The organism is Gordonia heveisoli (assembly GCF_030315745.1).
GTDB lineage: Bacteria > Actinomycetota > Actinomycetes > Mycobacteriales > Mycobacteriaceae > Gordonia.
In genome coordinates this window covers 1-17,567 of sequence record NZ_JASXSH010000012.1, presented here as the reverse complement: position 1 = coordinate 17,567, position 17,567 = coordinate 1, and the positions used below count along the sequence as shown (strand labels likewise).

General features: G+C 67.8%; 7 protein-coding genes. All 7 read left to right on the top strand.

What is annotated here, in order from left to right:
• The first annotated feature begins 35 nt into the window (after positions 1-35).
• Positions 36-4,439 (top strand): non-ribosomal peptide synthetase, encoded by a 4,404-nt coding sequence (locus QSJ18_RS12020; RefSeq protein ID WP_286326707.1) that lies wholly within the window; start codon positions 36-38, stop codon positions 4,437-4,439.
• On the top strand, positions 4,436-9,115 hold the full coding sequence (locus QSJ18_RS12015) for a non-ribosomal peptide synthetase (protein ID WP_286326706.1): 4,680 nt from the start codon (positions 4,436-4,438) through the stop codon (positions 9,113-9,115). Before QSJ18_RS12020 ends, QSJ18_RS12015 begins: the two co-directional genes overlap by 4 nt.
• Positions 9,115-9,873 carry a thioesterase II family protein gene (locus QSJ18_RS12010; protein ID WP_286326705.1) on the top strand — a complete coding sequence of 253 codons (759 nt, stop codon included), beginning with the start codon at positions 9,115-9,117 and terminating at the stop codon, positions 9,871-9,873. The genes QSJ18_RS12015 and QSJ18_RS12010 overlap by 1 nt, the downstream gene beginning before the upstream one ends.
• A gap of 55 nt (positions 9,874-9,928) precedes the next feature.
• Positions 9,929-14,638 carry an SDR family NAD(P)-dependent oxidoreductase gene (locus QSJ18_RS12005; protein WP_286326704.1) on the top strand — a complete coding sequence of 1,570 codons (4,710 nt, stop codon included), beginning with the start codon at positions 9,929-9,931 and terminating at the stop codon, positions 14,636-14,638.
• Between the two features lie 46 nt (positions 14,639-14,684).
• Entirely contained in the window at positions 14,685-15,806 is a 1,122-nt protein-coding gene (locus QSJ18_RS12000; protein ID WP_286326703.1) for a YncE family protein, read from the top strand.
• A 286-nt stretch (positions 15,807-16,092) separates the two neighbouring features.
• Positions 16,093-16,329, top strand: a complete 237-nt coding sequence (locus QSJ18_RS11995) for a hypothetical protein (protein ID WP_286326701.1) — start codon at positions 16,093-16,095, stop codon at positions 16,327-16,329.
• An 11-nt stretch (positions 16,330-16,340) separates the two neighbouring features.
• The coding region (locus QSJ18_RS11990) for a TPR repeat region-containing protein (protein WP_286326699.1) at positions 16,341-17,567 on the top strand (1,227 nt) is incomplete at its 3' end.

Below are 17,567 nucleotides of genomic sequence, written 5' to 3'. Positions count from 1 at the left end.
AGGAGAGCAGGGGACAGCTGAGGGTAGGGGACAGTATGACGGCTTCGATGGCAGGCGTGGCGCTGACCGATCCGCAGCGGCGGATCTGGTTCGACGTACACGGGGTGACCCCCGGTGCGCCGTCCGGATGCGTCAGTTCCGCCGTACGGCTGACCGGGTTGCTCGACAACGTGCGGCTGCAGGCCGCGGTGGCCGAAGTGGCTGTCCGACATGACGTGCTGGGCAGCGTGTTCCGGACCGGCCACGACGGTGAGCCGTATCGGGTACCGGGTGCCGTCGATCCGCAATTGGTTCGCCATGATCTGGCCGGCCTCGACCCGGAGACCGTGCGCCGACGTGTTGCGGTGGTCCGCCAACGCGATTCACAGACCGGCTTCGACCTGGAACGGCAGGCACCGCTGCGACTGTCGCTGCTGCGGTTCGCCGATACAGATCATCTGCTGCTGGTCACCGCCCATCCGATCGCGTGGGATGACCGTTGCCTGGAGCTTCTCCTGTCGGAGCTGGGCGTGCACTATGGCGCGGCCGCCGACCGGGTGACCACCCGACCCGCGGGCATTTCGATGCCGGATGCCGCGACGGGCGAGGCGCCCGAGCAGATCGGTGACGGCGGATTCTGGGCCGTCGAACTGGCCGACGCGCCGATACCGGTCGAGGTCGCAGCCGCGGCACCCGATCGTGGTTGGGTGCCAGGTTCGAACCGGGCCGACGAAGAGATGCGCGTGGCGGTGCCGATCGACGGAGAGATCCTCTCCGCGGTAGCCGATTTCGCCGCACAGGCTGGAGTATCGGGCACGGCGGTGTGGACCGCGGCCCACAGCGCCCTCATCGCCCGCCACACCGGAGCGGTCGACCTGATCGTGGCGATGCCGACATCGGTACGCCCGGCGGCGGATCGCCGAATCGGCCAACACACCAATACCGTGCTGCTCCGTACTCGGCCGGTATCGGCGCAGACCTTCAACGACTACGTCGTCGAGGTCGCGGCCACCCTCGACCGGGTGCATGCGCATCGTGGCGTGGGCATCGATGCCATCGTCGCGGCCGCACGTCCGGGGCGCACCGCCGATCGAGACGGTTTGGCACACCTCACCCGCATCGGTTTCGCGGTCGGCGAACCGGTCCGAATCCCGGCGCTCGGTGCCGTCGCCACCGAGGTCGAGACGATGGGCCGCAGCCGGCCCCAGGTCTCGTGGCATGTCGCCATCGAGCCCGACGCAGTGGTACCGCACGCCAGCGTGACGACCAGCGAAGCGGTCTCGGAAGATTTCGCCCGCGCCTATCTGGGCCACCTGCTCACGATCACGACGTCGGCGATCACCGATCCCGACTGTGCGCTCGGTGACCTGCCGGTGATGAGTGCCGACGAACAACGCATGGTCACCGAGGCGTCGCGCGGCCCTCGCGCGCGGCCGGTGTCGGCGCACACGCTGCCGGAGATGCTGGCGCAGTCGGTTCAACGGCACCCCGACGTCGCCGCGATCATCGCCGACACCTCGGACGGCCTCGTCCCGATGACCTACCGCGAACTCGACGAACGCTCCAGCAGGCTGGCCCGCCGGCTGATCGGTTCGGGAATCGGCACCGAAGATGTGGTCGCCCTCGCCGTCCCCGCGTCTACCGCATTCCTGGTGGCCGTGCTTGCGATCGGAAAGGCCGGTGGCGCATACCTTCCCATCGATCCGAGCTATCCGCGTGATCGGATCGATCTGCTTCTCGCCGACGCCCGGCCGGCACTGTGCCTGACCGCCGACGATCTCGCGGATGCCGAGATGTCCGCCGCGTCGATGGAAGGCGGGCCGATCGCCGACACCGAACGTGTGCGCCCGCTGCGACCTGGCAACCTTGCCTATCTGATGTACACCTCCGGCTCCACCGGTGTACCCAAAGGTGTGCCGGTGGCACATGCGGCCATCTCCGACCACGTGGTGGGTTTTGGTGCGCAGTGGACGATTCCGCCGCAGACCCGAGTGCTGCTGACCTCGTCGGTCGGGTTCGACGCGTCGTTGCTCGACATCTTCGTGACGCTGTCGGTGGGTGCGACCATCGTCGTCGGCGACACCGACCGCGGGCGCGACCTCCCGTATCTGGCCGACCTCATCGGCCGGGCCGACATCGGCATGCTGCATGTGGTGCCCTCGTTGTTGCGCGGACTGGTGGCGATGCCGCAGCGAGTCGACTGGCGCAGCTTGACTCACGTGGCTGTCGGCGGTGACGCCCTGACCGGTGCGCTCGCCGACCGGGCGATCTCCGCGCTCGACGTGGAGATGCGCAACTACTATGGGCCCACCGAGGCGGTCGTGTCCGCGACCCACCACCAGATCGGTCGGGCCCCGATCGCCCCGATCGAACCCATCGGTCGGCCGAACCGCAACGTCGACGCCTATCTACTCGACGAGCGGCTGACGCTCGTTCCCGATGGCGTCGTCGGCGAGATCTACCTGGGTGGCGCGCAGCTGGCGCGCGGCTACCTGGATCGTTGTGCCCAGACCGCAGCACATTTCGTTGCCGATCCGTTCAGCGCGGGCGGCCGCCTCTACCGGACCGGTGACCTCGCCCGCCGCCGTCGCGACGGCACCCTGGAATTCCTCGGCCGCGCCGACGATCAGGTCAAGGTGCGTGGATATCGCATCGAACCCGCCGAGGTCGCCGCGGTGCTGACCGGTCATCCCGACGTCATCGACTGCCATGTCACCGCCCGCCCGGGTGTCGACGGTGAGCTGCACGCTCATCTCGTCGCCCGCGCGCCCGGTCAGACCGATCCTGCCGCAGTGCATCGCCACGCGATCCGCAAGTTACCCCAATTCATGGTGCCCGTTGCCTATTCGGTGGTCGCGAGCCTGCCGCGCAACTCCGCGGGCAAGGTGGATGTGGGTGCACTGCCGGTGCCGAAGGTGATCGGTACCGGCGGAGACCGGCCACCGGTCAGTGTGTGCGAGCGCCGCGTGGCCGCACTGTTCGGACGCTTCTTCGATGCCGAGCAGGTCTACGCCGACGATTCGTTCTTCGACCTCGGCGGACATTCGCTGTCCGCTCATCGTCTGTTGGCGCAGCTTCGCGCGGAAACCGGTGTGACGCTGGGCGTATCAGAACTCTTCGCCGCACCGACGGTCGCCGGCATCGCGGCTGTGGTGGAGCAGGCCATCGGCCGCTGGCCGGCACCGTCGACGCGTGACCCGAAATCTCCAGCCGGCCCGCTGGCGCCCACCGCGGCGCAGATCTTGGCCTGGCGGGCGGGTGCGGACAACGTCATCGGTCTCACCGTCCGAGTGCACGGCGGTCTGGACAGCGCGACCGTGGCGCAGGCGATAGACCAGGTCACCGGCCGTCACGACGCGACCCGGTTGGTGCTGAACGCAGACGCCGACGGCAGCGACGTACTCACCGTGGCCGATCGGGCCGACTGGGCAGACTGGGCTGACGCCGGAGCGACGACATTCGCGAGCGGAGACCGGTTGTGGCGCTTCCGCCTCACCGGCGATCGTGAGGTCACCACCCTGCAGATCGTGGCGCATCGAAGTGCTGCCGACGACTTCTCGATCCGCGCGGTCCTCGACGAGATCGCCGCGACCATCGGCGGCGTCGGTGTGCCTGGAACCCCCGTGATCGGATTCGGGGACTACGCACGGTGGTACGCACTGTGCACGGAGACCTCCAGCGCGGCCCAGACCTGGTGGCGCAGTGCCTATGCCGGGCTCTCGGCAGGTAGCCCACGAGCGGTACGGACGGCCGCGTCGCGCGGTTCGCAGCGGGTGACCGGTGCCTTCCGGGTCGATCCGGATACCCGCAGACGACTACAGGCACTCGCCACCAAGACCGGTATCGCCGAGCGGGAGTTGTACGAGGCGGCGGTCGCAGTGGTCGCCGTCGGCCACGGTGCCGATCGCATCGTCGCAATCGGCAGTGAGACGGGCCGACTGACGCCGGCCACCGCGACGGTCGTCGGTCCGGTGACGGCACCGGCCATCGCCCGTTACGACCTCACCGGGGATCCGACGCTGGCCGCGGTCCTCGACCAGTCGCGGCTCACCGGGCACGGCGCCGACAGCGCGCCAGGTGTGCCGGTGGAAGTTCACCGTACCGTCGCGCTCGTGGCACTGGCTTCCGAGCCGCGGCCGGTCGCCACCGTGCGGTTCACCGGTGCGCCTGCACCCGTGCTGCTGCACTTCGGCGACGCCATCTTCGGTGAGGTCGAGGAGACCTCGCCCCCTGCGTACGAGCCGGTGCTCGTCACCTGCACCGGCGTCGACGGTGGCATCGACATGCAGCTCGACGCCGACGCCGACCTGTTCGGTTCCCGAGACATCGCGGCGTGGTGCGCCGGCCTCGATCATGTTCTCGCCGAATTCATCCGCACCCCGGAACGGCGCCTGTCCCAGTTGGACAATCACGGTGTCGGGACCGGTGGGCCAGACGCGCACGACGAAAGAAGCTCATGAGCGGTATCGACGATGTGATCGCCCTCAGCCCGCTGCAGGAGGGACTGTTCTCCCTGGCCCGGCTGGCCACCGACCGGCAGCACGGGGGTCAGGCCGACGGTGACGTGTATACGATCCCGCTGATCGTCGACATCGCCGGACCTCTCGACGTCGCGGCGCTACGCACGACGCTGACCAACATTCTGGTCCGCCACCCCAACCTGCGCGCCGTCTTCTGGGATACCGACGTGCCCAAGCCGGTCCAGATCGTGCCGACCGAGGTGACCTTGCCCTGGTTCGAACACGACCTGGACGAGGAGAGCGCCGACGACCTCACCGCGACCGAGGTCGAGCATATCTTCGACCTGCGGGACGGTCCGTCGTTGCGGTTCAACCTGATCCGGCTTCCGGACACCGACAGCGGGCCGCGGCACCGGTTGGTCGTCACCGTCCACCACATCCTGATGGACGGGTGGTCGGTTGGCGTGTTCTTCGCCGAGCTGCTGCAGATGTACTCCGCGGGTGGGCGCGCCGATGTGCTCCCCGCCGTTCGTCCCTACCGTGACTACATCGCCTGGCTCGCCGCACAGGATCAGGCCGCGATGATCGACCAGTGGTCGCGACGGCTGGCCGCGATCGACGGCCCGCTGATGTTCGCTGACGTGGCCGGTGCCGGACTGGACGCCACCACGACACAGCGTCCGGAGGCCGAGCACCACACCGTCGACGCCGACCGGACGGCCGCGCTGATCGGGTGGGCGCGCGCCCAGGGCATCACGCTGAACACGGCGGTGCAGTTCGCCTGGACGCTGGTCCTGGCCCGGCTCACCGGCCGCGAGGACGTCGTCTACGGCACCGTCGTCACCGGCCGTCCGCATCAGGTCAAGGACGCCGACCGGATGATCGGATTGTTCCTCAACACCATTGCAGTGCCTTTCGTCGTCGACCCCGACGCTCAGGTTTCCGCCGAATGTCAACGTCTGCAACGTGAGTCGTCCGAACTCCGCGAGATCGGCTACGTCAGCCTCTCGACGGTGCAGCGCGCCGCCGGTCATTCGGCGCTGTTCGACACGATGTTCGTCTTCCAGAACGCGCCCATGGATCAGGCCGCCCGCACCGAGGCCGCCGACGGGGTGCGCTTCACCCCGGCCATGGCGCAGAACCTCACGCACTACCCGCTGACCGTCGTCGCGCATCTCCTCGGCGACGAGTTGCTCATCGCGGTGGAGGCGATCGCCTCGGCGATCCCGGTGTCGTCGAAGACGATTGCCGACCTGCTGCTCGACACCCTCGACGCGCTGCCGCGGTCGGCGGGACACACCGTCGACCAGCTGACCGCACTCGACGCCGCCGGACGGTCGGCCGTCATCGATGTGGCGACGACACCGCAGATCTCGCCCGCACCCGTCGGCTCCGACGTCTACGACCTCTTCGCCCGTCAGGTCGCCGACAACGGTGACGCGGTCGCGTTGACCGATGGCGACATCGAGTTCACCTATGCCGAACTCGACGATCGGGCACGACGGCTAGCCGGTGTGCTGCGGGAGCAGGGGGTGGCGGCAGAGGACTTCGTCGCGATCTGCCTGCCCCGCGGGATCGACTCGATCGTCACCATCCTCGCCACGCTGGCCGCCGGCGGTGCCTATGTGCCGGTGGATATCTCGCTGCCCGGCAACCGGATCGCGTCCATCCTGCGACAGACTGCACCGGCGGTTCTGGTGGTGTCCGGTGGCACGGGTCCCGAACTGGGTGCACTCGCCGCGACCGGCACCGCGATCATCGACCTGGACGACCCGGCGATTCGCACCCGCCTCGCCGAGGGCGCATGCGCACGACCGGTCGCGCGTCATCCGCAGTCGGCTGCGTACGCCATCTTCACCTCGGGGTCCACCGGGGAACCCAAGGGAGTCCTCAACCACGACGCCGCGCTGATCAGCTATTTCACCGATCATCGTGCGCGCGTCTATGTTCCGGCCCGAGCGCGGTTGGGCCGCAGTCTGCGGATCGCGCACGCCTGGTCGCTCAGCTTCGACGCGTCCTGGCAGCCGATGGTGGGGCTGCTCGACGGCCACGCCATCCACCTGTTCGACGAGGTGGCCATGCGGGACACCGAACGGCTGGTCTCGGGTATCGAGGCGCGGCGGATCGACATGATCGACACGACTCCGTCGATGTTCCGCCAGCTGGCCCACGCCGGACTCGTGGACGGGTACGGGGACACCGCAACCGACGGCCCGCTCTCGGTGCTGGCGCTCGGCGGCGAGGCCATCGACGGTGAGTTGTGGGGACGGCTGCGGTCGTTGAGCGGTGTGGCCGTGCACAACTGCTACGGCCCCACCGAGACGACCGTGGAGACCGTTGTCGCCGATGTGACCGGGCGGGACGCAGCCGAGGAATCGGCGACCATCGGCCGACCCACCGCCGGCATGAGCGCCTATGTCCTCGATACCCGGCTCCGGCCGGTGCCCGAGGGTGTGACAGGTGAGCTGTACGTGGCCGGACCACAGGTGACCCGGGGATATCTGGGTCGTCCGGGACAGACCGCGGACCGGTTCGTGCCCGATCCCTTCGTCGTAGCGGGCGCCGGCGCGGCCGGCCGTCGGATGTACCGGACGGGTGACCTGGTCCGCCGATTGCCCAGTGGCGCAATCGGATATCTCGGGCGTGCCGATGACCAGGTGAAGGTACGCGGCTACCGGATCGAGATCGGCGAGATCGAGAACGCACTGCGGGCGGCACCCGGGGTACGTGACGCGGCCGCGGTGGTGGTGCGACGTGCGGGAGGCGCGGGCCTGATCGGCTTCGTCGTGCCGACGACGACGACGGATGGCACCGATCCAGTGGAAGTCCGTGCCCGGCTCGCCGGTTCACTGCCGTCGTATATGATTCCCGCCCGCCTGATCGTGATGGACGCACTGCCGGTCACCTCGAACGGAAAACTCGACACCCGCACGCTGGAATCGACTGCTACACAGGCAATGAACGCCACAGTGGGCAGCGCGGAACCGAGCACCGACACCGAGCGCCAACTGGCTGTGGTGGTGGGCGAGGTCTTCGGCGGAGCCGCGCCCGGCGTCGAGGACGACTTCTTCGACCTCGGTCTGGACAGCATCGTGGCCATCGCGCTCGCCGCGGCGGCCCGTGACCGCGGACTCAACGTCGGGGTGCGGCTGATCGCCGCCGCACCCACCATCCGGGATCTGGCGGCCGCCATCGACGCGGGTATCGATCTCGACGGAGCACCGGCCGACCTGGACGCGGCCGTCGACGCCGACGACGCCGGCGAGATCGCCCCGCTGCCCTATCCCGCCTGGATGCTCCGCCAGGACCGGTACCGTCGCTTGTCTCACACGGTGCTGCTGCGGGCCCCCGCCGATCTGACGCGCCCCGCGCTGGTGGCCGGTGTACAAGCGGTTCTCGATGCGCACGGTGCGCTCCGGTCGACCCTGATCGACACCGACCGCGGCCCACGGCAGGTGGTCCGCGAAGCGGGTACGGTCGGCGCCGACGCACTGGTGCGGGAGGTGTCGGTGCGCGACAGTGCCGATCCGGCGGCGGCCGTGACCGGCCACGTCGCGGCGGCCGTGGACGCCATCGATCCGCACGCCGGTGAACTGGTTCGGGTCACGTGGCTGCGGGACGTACCCACCGGTGACGTGATCGCGATCAGCATTCATCACCTGGCCGTCGACGTGGTGTCCTGGAGTGCGCTGATCCCCGCACTGGCGGCGGCCCACGAGCAGGTGCGGGCCGGTGAGTCCGCCGTGGTGCGCGGCTCGGCGACTTCCTACCGGCGCTGGTGCGCCGCGCTCGATGAATATGCACGTCACGCGGATGTCGCGGCGCAGGAAGGGTTCTGGATCGAGCAGCTGCGCGACGCGCGTCCACTCGTCGCGCGTACGCCGACGCAGATCCCGCGGTGGGGCAGTGTGCGGCTCACCGAGGCGGGGTTGTCGGCGATCGATACGGCGGCGCTGCTGCAGGCCGCCAACCGGATGTCGGGGGTGCGGGAACTACTGCTCACCGCGCTGACGCTGACGGTGATGAGCTGGCATCAACGCACCGGCGGCGACAGCCGGACAGGCGCGCATATCGCATTGGAGTCGCATGGCCGCACCGTGACCGACGCGCGCACGCCGGATTCTCCCGCGGCGACGCTGGACGTGTCCGGCACGGTCGGATGGTTCACCTCGGTGTATCCGGTCGCGCTCGGCGGCGGCGAGGTCGCGATGGACGTCGACGCAGTCCTCGATGACGCCACCCGGATCCGGGACCTGCACGACGCGGTGCTCGCGCGCCTGGCGGCGGTCCCCGACGAGGGTCTCGGCTACGGGTTGCTCCGCGACACCGTCGGTGTGCCGGCACTCGTGGCGGCAACCGAACCGCAGGTGGAGTTCAACTATCTGGGCAGATTCGACCTCGGCTTCGGAGCCGACGGGGACTGGTCGCTCGTCACCGAACCCGCGTTGGCGAACGCAGTGCCCTCGGCCCCGGAACCCGAACTACCGCTGCGCTTTCCGCTCAATCTGGTCAGCGCGGTGCGCGCCGGTGCCGATGGGCCGGAGCTGGCGACGACCTGGCGGTGGAGTGACGAGATCTTCACCGCGGCAGAGATAGACGACATCGCCGGGTTGTGGCGCCGCAGTGTGGCCGCAGTGTGCCGGGCATACGAAGTGACCGAGACGAGGAGTAACTGATGGCGCCGACCGGCTGGATCCGCAAGTTCCACAAGACGACACCCGACGCAACCATCCCGCTGTTGATCTTCCCGCACGCCGGTGCGGGGGCGTCATCGTATCGTGCTCTCTCCAAACTGCTCTCGGCACATTTCGACGTCATCATCTTCCAGTACCCTGGACGTCAGGACCGGGTCGCCGAGCCCCCGTGCACCGACCTGGCCGACATCGCGGCGGGGGCCTTCGCCGAATTCCAGACGTCGGAGTACAACAACGGTGTCCCCTTCATGACCTTCGGGCATTCGATGGGTGCGGTCGTCTCCTTCCAGTTCGCCCGGCTCGCCGAGGCTGCGGGTGTCGCGCAGCGTCAGGCCACCCTCTCGGCGGCCGTCGCGCCGTGCCGAGGAGCCTTCCGCCCGCCGGCACCGACCGGCGACGAAGAACTGCTCGACCATCTCGCCAGTCTGGAGGGCACGGGCGCCGACGTTCTCGCGAGCCGTGAGTTGATGCGGATGACCCTGCCGGTGCTCAAGGCCGATCACGCCGCAGCCGACGCCTTCCGCTGCCCGCAGGACATCACCATCGCGACCCGCATCCATGCCATCGGCGGTGACGCCGATCCGCTGGTCACGCTCGCCGACCTCAACGGCTGGCGCACACACGCTTCCGATGTCGAGGTGACGATCTTCGACGGTGGGCACTTCTACCTCAACGACCATCTCGAGGAGATCACCGAACTCCTCGTACAGGATGCGGCGTTGCCCGCCCAGCGCGTCTGAGCACTACTACACCTTCTCGTCCCCCGAACGATCACCTACTTCTGTGAGGACAAACATGCGTACACATCGGTTCCCGGACGGGACGACGCCGGTGGTGCTCTCGGCCGATACCGCGGATCTGCTGCGCGCCGAGGGGAATTCGCTCGCCGACTACGTCGCGCAGCGATCCGATCTCACGCCTGCGGCGCTGAGTGACATGCTGTTCCGGGTCCGCGACGTTCGCCGGTTCCGGGCGGTCATATCGGCCGCCGACCACACCGAGCTGCTGACCGGATTGCGTGCGGTCGCCGCGGGCAGTCCGCACCCGAATGTGATTCGAGGAGACGGGGCGGCGCGGAAGCGGAAGACCGCCATGGTCTTTCCGGGTCAGGGCGGCCATCGTTCCGGTATGGGTGCGCTGTATTACGAGTCGTCGGTTGCCTTCGCCGCCGAGGTGGACCGCGTCCACGAGGTGTTCCTGACGCTCTTCGGCGAGTCCCCGCGCGACTACCTGCTCGGGAGCACACCCGAGGTCGACGAGGTCGCGGCACTCGTCCAGCCGGCCAACTTCATGCAGATGGCGGCGCTGGCGGCGATGTGGCGTTCCTTCGGGGTGGTTCCCGATATGGTCGTCGGTCATTCCCAAGGCGAGATCGCGGCTTGCTATGTCGCCGGGGTGATGGGCCTGGAGGATGCTGCGCGTATCGTCGGCGCCCGCGCCCGCGCCGTCGATTCCTTCGCCCCGGACGACTACGCCATGGCGGTACTCGAAGCCGATCGTGGTGAATGTGAACGGATGCTCACCCAGGTGGCAGGCTGGGCCGAGGTATCGGTGATCAACTCGCCGGGGATGACCGGGATCTCCGGGTATGCGGCACCGGTGAACGAGATCGTCGGCGAACTCTCCGACCGCGGCCGGTTCAGTCGGGTCATCGCGGTGCGCTATCCCGCGCACACCGCCCTCATGTGCGATCTGTCCGACGCGGTGCTCGCGGCATCGGGCGACGCGAAAGAGCCACTGGCACATGCTGGTTTTCAGGATTCGGCAGTCACCTGTATCGGTGCCACCCTGGGGGCCGAGATCACCCCTGACCTGCCCGCCGACGAGTACTGGTTCTGGAATCTGCGGAATGTCGTGCGTTTCGACCGGGCCATCACCCGGGCCGTCGAACTCGGCGCCGACGCGTTCATCGAACTGTCCGCGCATCCCACCCTGCAACTGCCGGTGCGCGAGACCCTCGACGTCGTAGCCACGCGACCCACCGTCGTGGTCGGTACCTCCAACCGCTCGGCCACCGATATGTCGGTGGTCACCCGCAACCTTGCCGCCGTCGCGGCCGGGGACCTCGGATTCGACTGGGCGGCACTGCAGGACGACGAGCCTGCGTTGCGGTCGAAGCCGCTGGCCGACTTCCCGCACACGATCACCGCCGACACCCATCTGTGGATGGCCGACACACGTGTCGTCGAAGCACCGCGGCCTGCTGCGGCGCCGGCACCGACCGTCGCGATCGCCGAGCCGGCCGCACCGGCTACCACCGCGGCATGCCGCACCGAACGGGTGCGGGAGATCTGGGTCAAGGCCGGGCGCCGGTCGATGGTGGCGCCGCGCACGCTTGGCGTCGTTGCCATCGGTAGCGGGGCCGAGGTCCTGGCCGGTGCGGTCGTCGACCATGCCGAGGCCTTCGGAGCTCAGGCCCGGCTGTTGGCGTCGACGGCCGACCGCTCGGACCTCGACGCCGTGGTGGTGGTCGCGGCACCCGATACGGGTGCCGAGCGCGCGGACGTCGGTGCCGCCGTCGACCGGGTCGCCGGCTTCTTCGGCGACCGGGACTGGTGGGCACAGGGCGAGTCGAGGGACCACTGGCTGATCACCGTGGGCGGCGAACAGGTGCTGCCCGACGACCTCGCCGACGTCGCCGGAGCCGGCATTGCCGCCGGATTCCGCTGTCTTGCTGTCGAATACCCGACCGCTGCCTTCCGGCACCTCGATATCGGTGCGGATCTGGTGGACGACGGTGTGGATACCGCGATCGCACGCAAGATCGTCGCGGCGCTGCACACCGACCGGGAATCGGACCTCGCGATGCGGGCGGGCGACCTCTACGTCAAACGGCTCACCGCAGCCGATTCGGTGCCGCGCCCCACGGTGGCGCCCCACCATGCGCTGATCGTCGGGGGCACCGGCAATGTGGGTATGGCCTTCGCCGAGTACTTCGCCGGCCACGGCACGCGCCGCATCACGCTGGTCGGCCGACGGGACCCGGGACCGTCGGTCGCCGAGGAACTGACGAGGCTCCGCGCGACCGGCGCGGAGATCGTGTTCGCCCGTTGCGATGTGACCGATGACGGGCAGGTCGCCGGGCTTGCCGAGGATCTGCGGTCGCTACCGGTCGACCTGGTGATCCACGCCGCGGCCGACCTTCCCCAGCATGCCGGTATCGAACTCGACGCCATCGAGGCGGCTCACGTGACGCGGCTCTGCGACGCCAAGGTGCGCGGCGTCGAGCGGATCCTGGCCGCGGTCCAGCGGGGCGATGGTTTCCGGGTGCTGCTGTGCTCCTCGCTGGCGGCGACCCTGGGTGGGCGCGCCACCACGGTGTACTCGGCGGCCAATCGCATGCTCGACGCCCTCGCGGGCCGCCTGCGCGCAGTCGGCGTCGACTGCACGTCGATCCAGTGGGGGCAGTGGGCGGTGCACGACGGAACCGGAGTGGCGGGAGCCTCCGCACTGGCGGCGGTCGGGTATGCCCCGATGCCGTCCATCGAGGCGATCGAAGCGGGACTTGCGGTGTCCGAGAATGAGATCGTCGCGGCCTTCGACTGGCGTCGCGGCGACGAGGTGCTCGGCGGATACGGATACCGCCCGCTGCTGTCCGGCCTGATCGGCGCCGACACCGAACCACAACCGAAACCGTTGCCCGCGGCGGTTGCCGCGGCCGCGCCGCCGGTGCCGACGCCGGTAGCACCGATACCGACGCCCACACCGGTCCTGAGCGACGTGGACCGTCGAACCCGGGCACTGGGTTTGGTGGCCGGCGTGATCGGGGTGTCGGATGTCGACGCCATCGATACCGAGCGGCCGTTGGTGGCGTTGGGGATGGATTCGTTGCAGGCGTTGGAATTGCGGCGCAAGGTGACCGAGGAGTTCGGCTATGAGCTGCCGGTGACCGAGTTGGTCGGCGGTGCGAGTCTCGACGACGTGATCGCGATGCTCGAGGAACATGCCCCGGTCTCCACTGTCCCGACACCGCCGCCTGCGCCGCCTGCGCCGGTGGTGGCGGCTCCTCCCGTGCATACTCCTGAGACGACCCCGATCGTGGCGGGAGTGTCGGCGGCACAGCGCATTCCGGAGATGGTGGCCGGCGTGATCGGGGTGTCCGATGTCGACGCCATCGATACCGCACGACCGTTGGTGGCGTTGGGGATGGATTCGTTGCAGGCGTTGGAATTGCGGCGCAAGGTGACCGAGGAGTTCGGCTATGAGCTGCCGGTGACCGAACTCGTCGGCGGCGCGAGTCTCGATGACGTCATCACCATGCTCGGCGATCGGTCTGGTGGGATCGTGCCGCCGGCAGCTCCCGTCTCCTCGCCTGGTGCCGTGCCGGTAGCTGCCGGTGGGGTGTCCGATGCACTGGCGGTGCCGACGGGCGCACCGTCGGGGGCGACCTTGGTCGAACGTGTGCGGGTGGTCGCCGAACAGGCTGTCCCGCAACTGGACTACCGGCGAGTGCAGACCGCGCGCGTCGACATCGATCGGATCGGCCTCGCCGCGATGATGACCGCGCTGACACCCGCCCTCATCGACGGGCGGCCACACCAGGCCGACGAGATCGCGACGACGCTCGGTTTCGCGTCACGCCACTGGTGGCTGCTGCGGCAATGGCTGGACGCGCTGGCCGGTGCCGGGATCCTCGACATCGACGCCGACGGCGCCTACCGCCATGTGCGGTCGGTACCCGCACCCGTGCAGGGCGACCTGGAAAAGGTATGTGCCGAAATCGGATTCCGCCCGGTGCTGGCGGACTTCCTGCGCGCGTGCAACGACAATCTGATCCCGCTCGGGCGGGACACCATGCGAGTGCAGGAGCTGCTGTTCGTTGGAGGCGGTACCGATACCGCAGATGCCGCGTACCGCGAGAATCTGGTTGCGACCTATCTGAACCGGGCGGCCCGGGCTACCGTCACCGATCTGGCGCAAACCCTGGGAGCGCGGCGGACTCCGGTGCGAATCCTGGAACTCGGTGCGGGTGTCGGTGGCACGACGAATGACGTCGTCGCGGGACTGTCCGAGCTGTCGGTGCCGCTGGACTACCACTTCACCGATGTGTCGGACTTCTTCCTCTCCGCCGCGCGCGAGCATTTCGCGCTGTACCCGTGGATGCGCTTCGGGATCCTGGACATGAATGAGGGATTCGGGCACACCACCGATCGCTACGACATCGTCATCGCGTCGAATGTGCTGCACAACGCGCATCACATCGGCCAGACGCTCAAGCAACTGCACGATCTGCTGAACCCCGGCGGAGCCGTGGTGATCATCGAGTCGACCCACGCCTACGCACAGCTGCTCACCTCCGTGCAGTTCCTGATGTCGCCGGCAGTCGGTGCGCCACACGCCGGCGCGAACGACGTCCGCGCAGGTGAACGCATCTTCCTCACCGAGGAGGAGTGGGTCCACGAACTGCGCGGCGCGGGTCTGACCCCGGCGGTCGTACTTCCGGGCGAGGAACATCCGTTGGCCTTGTTGGATCAGCGGGTCTTCGCCGCGGTCCGGGAACTGTGACAAAGATTGCTTAGGCAATACTAAGAAGGCTGCTAGCATACGAAACATGAAAATCCGTATGGACCGAACTTTGAAGGTCGTCGGCACCGCCGTGGCGACCGCGACCGCGGCAGCGGCGTTTGTCGTGGCGCCGGTCGCCGACGCGGCACCGACCGGGTACACCTTCACCGTGTCCTCGGCGCAGGGCGGCGTGGACAGCGGTAGCGAGCTGGCGCTCGACAGTGGCCGCAACGAGCTGTTCATCACCGACAACAACTCCTATCTGGCGACCAAGGGCGGGACGGACTTCCAGATCAAGACCGACCCGATCGACCCGAAGGTGAGTGTCTTCGACACCGTCACCCGCCGGCCGGTCCGGTCGATCAAGTACGCCGCCCAGCCGCTCGGGGTCATGGTCGTCGGACCGGTGCCGCTGATCCCGATTGCCCAGGTGCCCGACGGCATCGCTCTCGACACCAAGCGTGGCCGGGTCCTGACGACTAACTCGCATGCCAACGGCATCACCATCGTCGGGATGAACGAGCGCGCCGCCACCGCGCGCAACCTGATCTCGGTGCCCGGATCCCATCCGATGGGTATCACCGTCAACCCGGGCAACGGCCTGGCCTATGTGGCGCTGAATTACATCAATCAGCTCGCTCTGATCGACACCAACGCACGCCGCGAGGTCGGGCGGATCCCGACCTTCGCACCGTCGATCATCGACCTGGATGTCAAGCGTCACCGGCTCTACATCGGCAACGCGGACAACGCGAAGAAGACCAACTACGTGGCGGTCCTCGACACCCGCACCAACAAGATCATCAAGCGCATCTCGACCCCGGCCAACTCGCGTCCGGAGGTCGACCCGGTGACCGGACGCGTGTACGCGGCCAGCTTCGACACCGGCAAGGTGTCGGTCATCGATCCGCAGACGCTGACCGTCGTCAAGACCATCGAGACCAAGGGCTCGCCGAACAAGCTGGCCATCGACGCCGAGCGTCGGCTGCTGTACTTGTCGAATCTGCAGAAGCGATCGTTGACCATCATCGATCTGACCACCGAGCGGGTCATCAAGACCCTCCCGGTCAACGGCCCGATCCACAGCATCGTCGTCGACCAGAAGACCGGCACCCTCTACGGCACCCAGCATCAGAGCGGCACGCTGACCATCGTCAAGGTCAGCTGAGGCCGGACACCACTCCTCTTCGGGGGCAGCACGACCTGTACGGGTCGGGCTGCCCCCGAAGTCGTTGGTGGGCGGGTGAGCTCATTGCGCCGCCATCCGCCGACTGTTATGTTCTCGTCCAAGAATGGTTCGGCCGCAACATAATTCGGGCCAATCGGACATTCTGGACTATCGGGGGAGAATAGCAATGGCGCCGGAACCGAGGACGCCCGGTGGTGGGCGACTCGCAGTGTCATTCGGGGAACTGGTGGCTGTAGCGCAGTCCGTCGAGCGTGAGGGATCGGGTGTGAACGCGGCTCCCGATGCGGCGTGTGCAGTCCCGGCGATGCCGCATTCGTTGACCGAAGCCGAGATTCCGCATCTGGTGGAGGCTGTCAACAACTCGAAGCATGTCGTGGCGGGTCGTATGCAGGTGATTTCGGAGGCGATCGCTACCGCCAATTCGGCTTTTGCTGCCACCGAGGAACAAAGCGCCCGTCGCCTGGCCGCTCTCGGCGACTTCAACCAGCCGTTGCGGCGCTGACTCCGGCCGCAATGCCGTATCCCACATTGTCGGATGTGCTCGTTGCGCAACCTGCTAACTATTTGACGTTGCGCGATGGGCTGACGGGACTTGCCACCAGCGTCGACGCGCATGCGCGAGGCATGGTTTCGGCGGTGACGGGTGTGGCGTGGGATGGCCACACGCGAGAGGCGGCGGTGGGCCGTGCGAACGAGGAAAAGACGGCGTTCGGGCGCATCGCGAATGTGGCCCGCGAGGCGGCCTCATCGATCGGCGCGCACGTCACGTCGCTGCAGGGCCTGCAAGCCGTACTCATCCTGGACGTCATCGAGTTGTTCCTGGACAACTACGTCATTGGTGATGACTGGACGGTGCATGATGCGATGGTCTATCCCGGGGGAGATCCGGTGCTCGACTCGGTGAACGCCAAAGTGCGGGAGCGTCGGGAGCAAGCGGCCCGCGACTACACATCGGCACTCAAAGGTAAGGCGGGCGAGTTCGCGGCCGCCGATCGCAGCCTTGCCCACGATGCTCACTCCGGGATCGAAGGGCTCAATACGCTATCGCCTGCCGGATCGGCCGTCAGTATTCGCGCAGCAGACCGGTTGCTCGATGAACTGCGCCATCACCGGCAACTCTCGCCCACGGAGTTGACGGAACTTCGGGAAGCGGCGGGTCTGACTCCCGAGCAGATCGAAGCGATTCGGGAGGGGCGTCCGGTGAGTATCGCCCCGAACCGGTACGCATACCTACGTGAACTCATGGTCGGGCTCGACGAGATGAGTCCTTCCGAGATCGATCACCTGGCCGATTATCTCGGCGGCAGGTCAGGGGGATCGGTCCAGGCGTCGCTGGCCAATGGTCTTCAGCTGATGGGCAATCCGCTCGTCAACGACGGATTCGGTCACCATGGCGGGATGGCCGCGTTGCCGTCAAAAGTGCGTGAAGCCCTTCAGCGCACCCCGGTGAGCTTCGATACGTCATATATGGCAGAAGTTGGTCCCCTCTGGAAACTGAACAACTACCACGATCTACTCGCTCTGAAAGATCTGCTCGGCAAAGGTGATCCAGCGCTGCGAGTGAATACGGACATCGACCGTGGCTTGCTCAAGCAGGCCGCTGAACTCGCCGGCGCGACCTCCAACCGCGAGGGCCTATTCCTGCAGTATGAGGACGAGAACGGCCGCCTTGTGAAGGCTGATGACCTGACCGAGACCATCAACGGGCTGGCCGGTCTCGTCAGCGTCGATCATCCGGCG

Coding starts and splice junctions, on each gene's coding strand:
- QSJ18_RS12020 (WP_286326707.1), top strand. CDS start 36: ATGACGGCTTCGATGGCAGGCGTGGCGCTGACCGATCCGCAGCGGCGG.
- QSJ18_RS12015 (WP_286326706.1), top strand. CDS start 4,436: ATGAGCGGTATCGACGATGTGATCGCCCTCAGCCCGCTGCAGGAGGGA.
- QSJ18_RS12010 (WP_286326705.1), top strand. CDS start 9,115: ATGGCGCCGACCGGCTGGATCCGCAAGTTCCACAAGACGACACCCGAC.
- QSJ18_RS12005 (WP_286326704.1), top strand. CDS start 9,929: ATGCGTACACATCGGTTCCCGGACGGGACGACGCCGGTGGTGCTCTCG.
- QSJ18_RS12000 (WP_286326703.1), top strand. CDS start 14,685: ATGAAAATCCGTATGGACCGAACTTTGAAGGTCGTCGGCACCGCCGTG.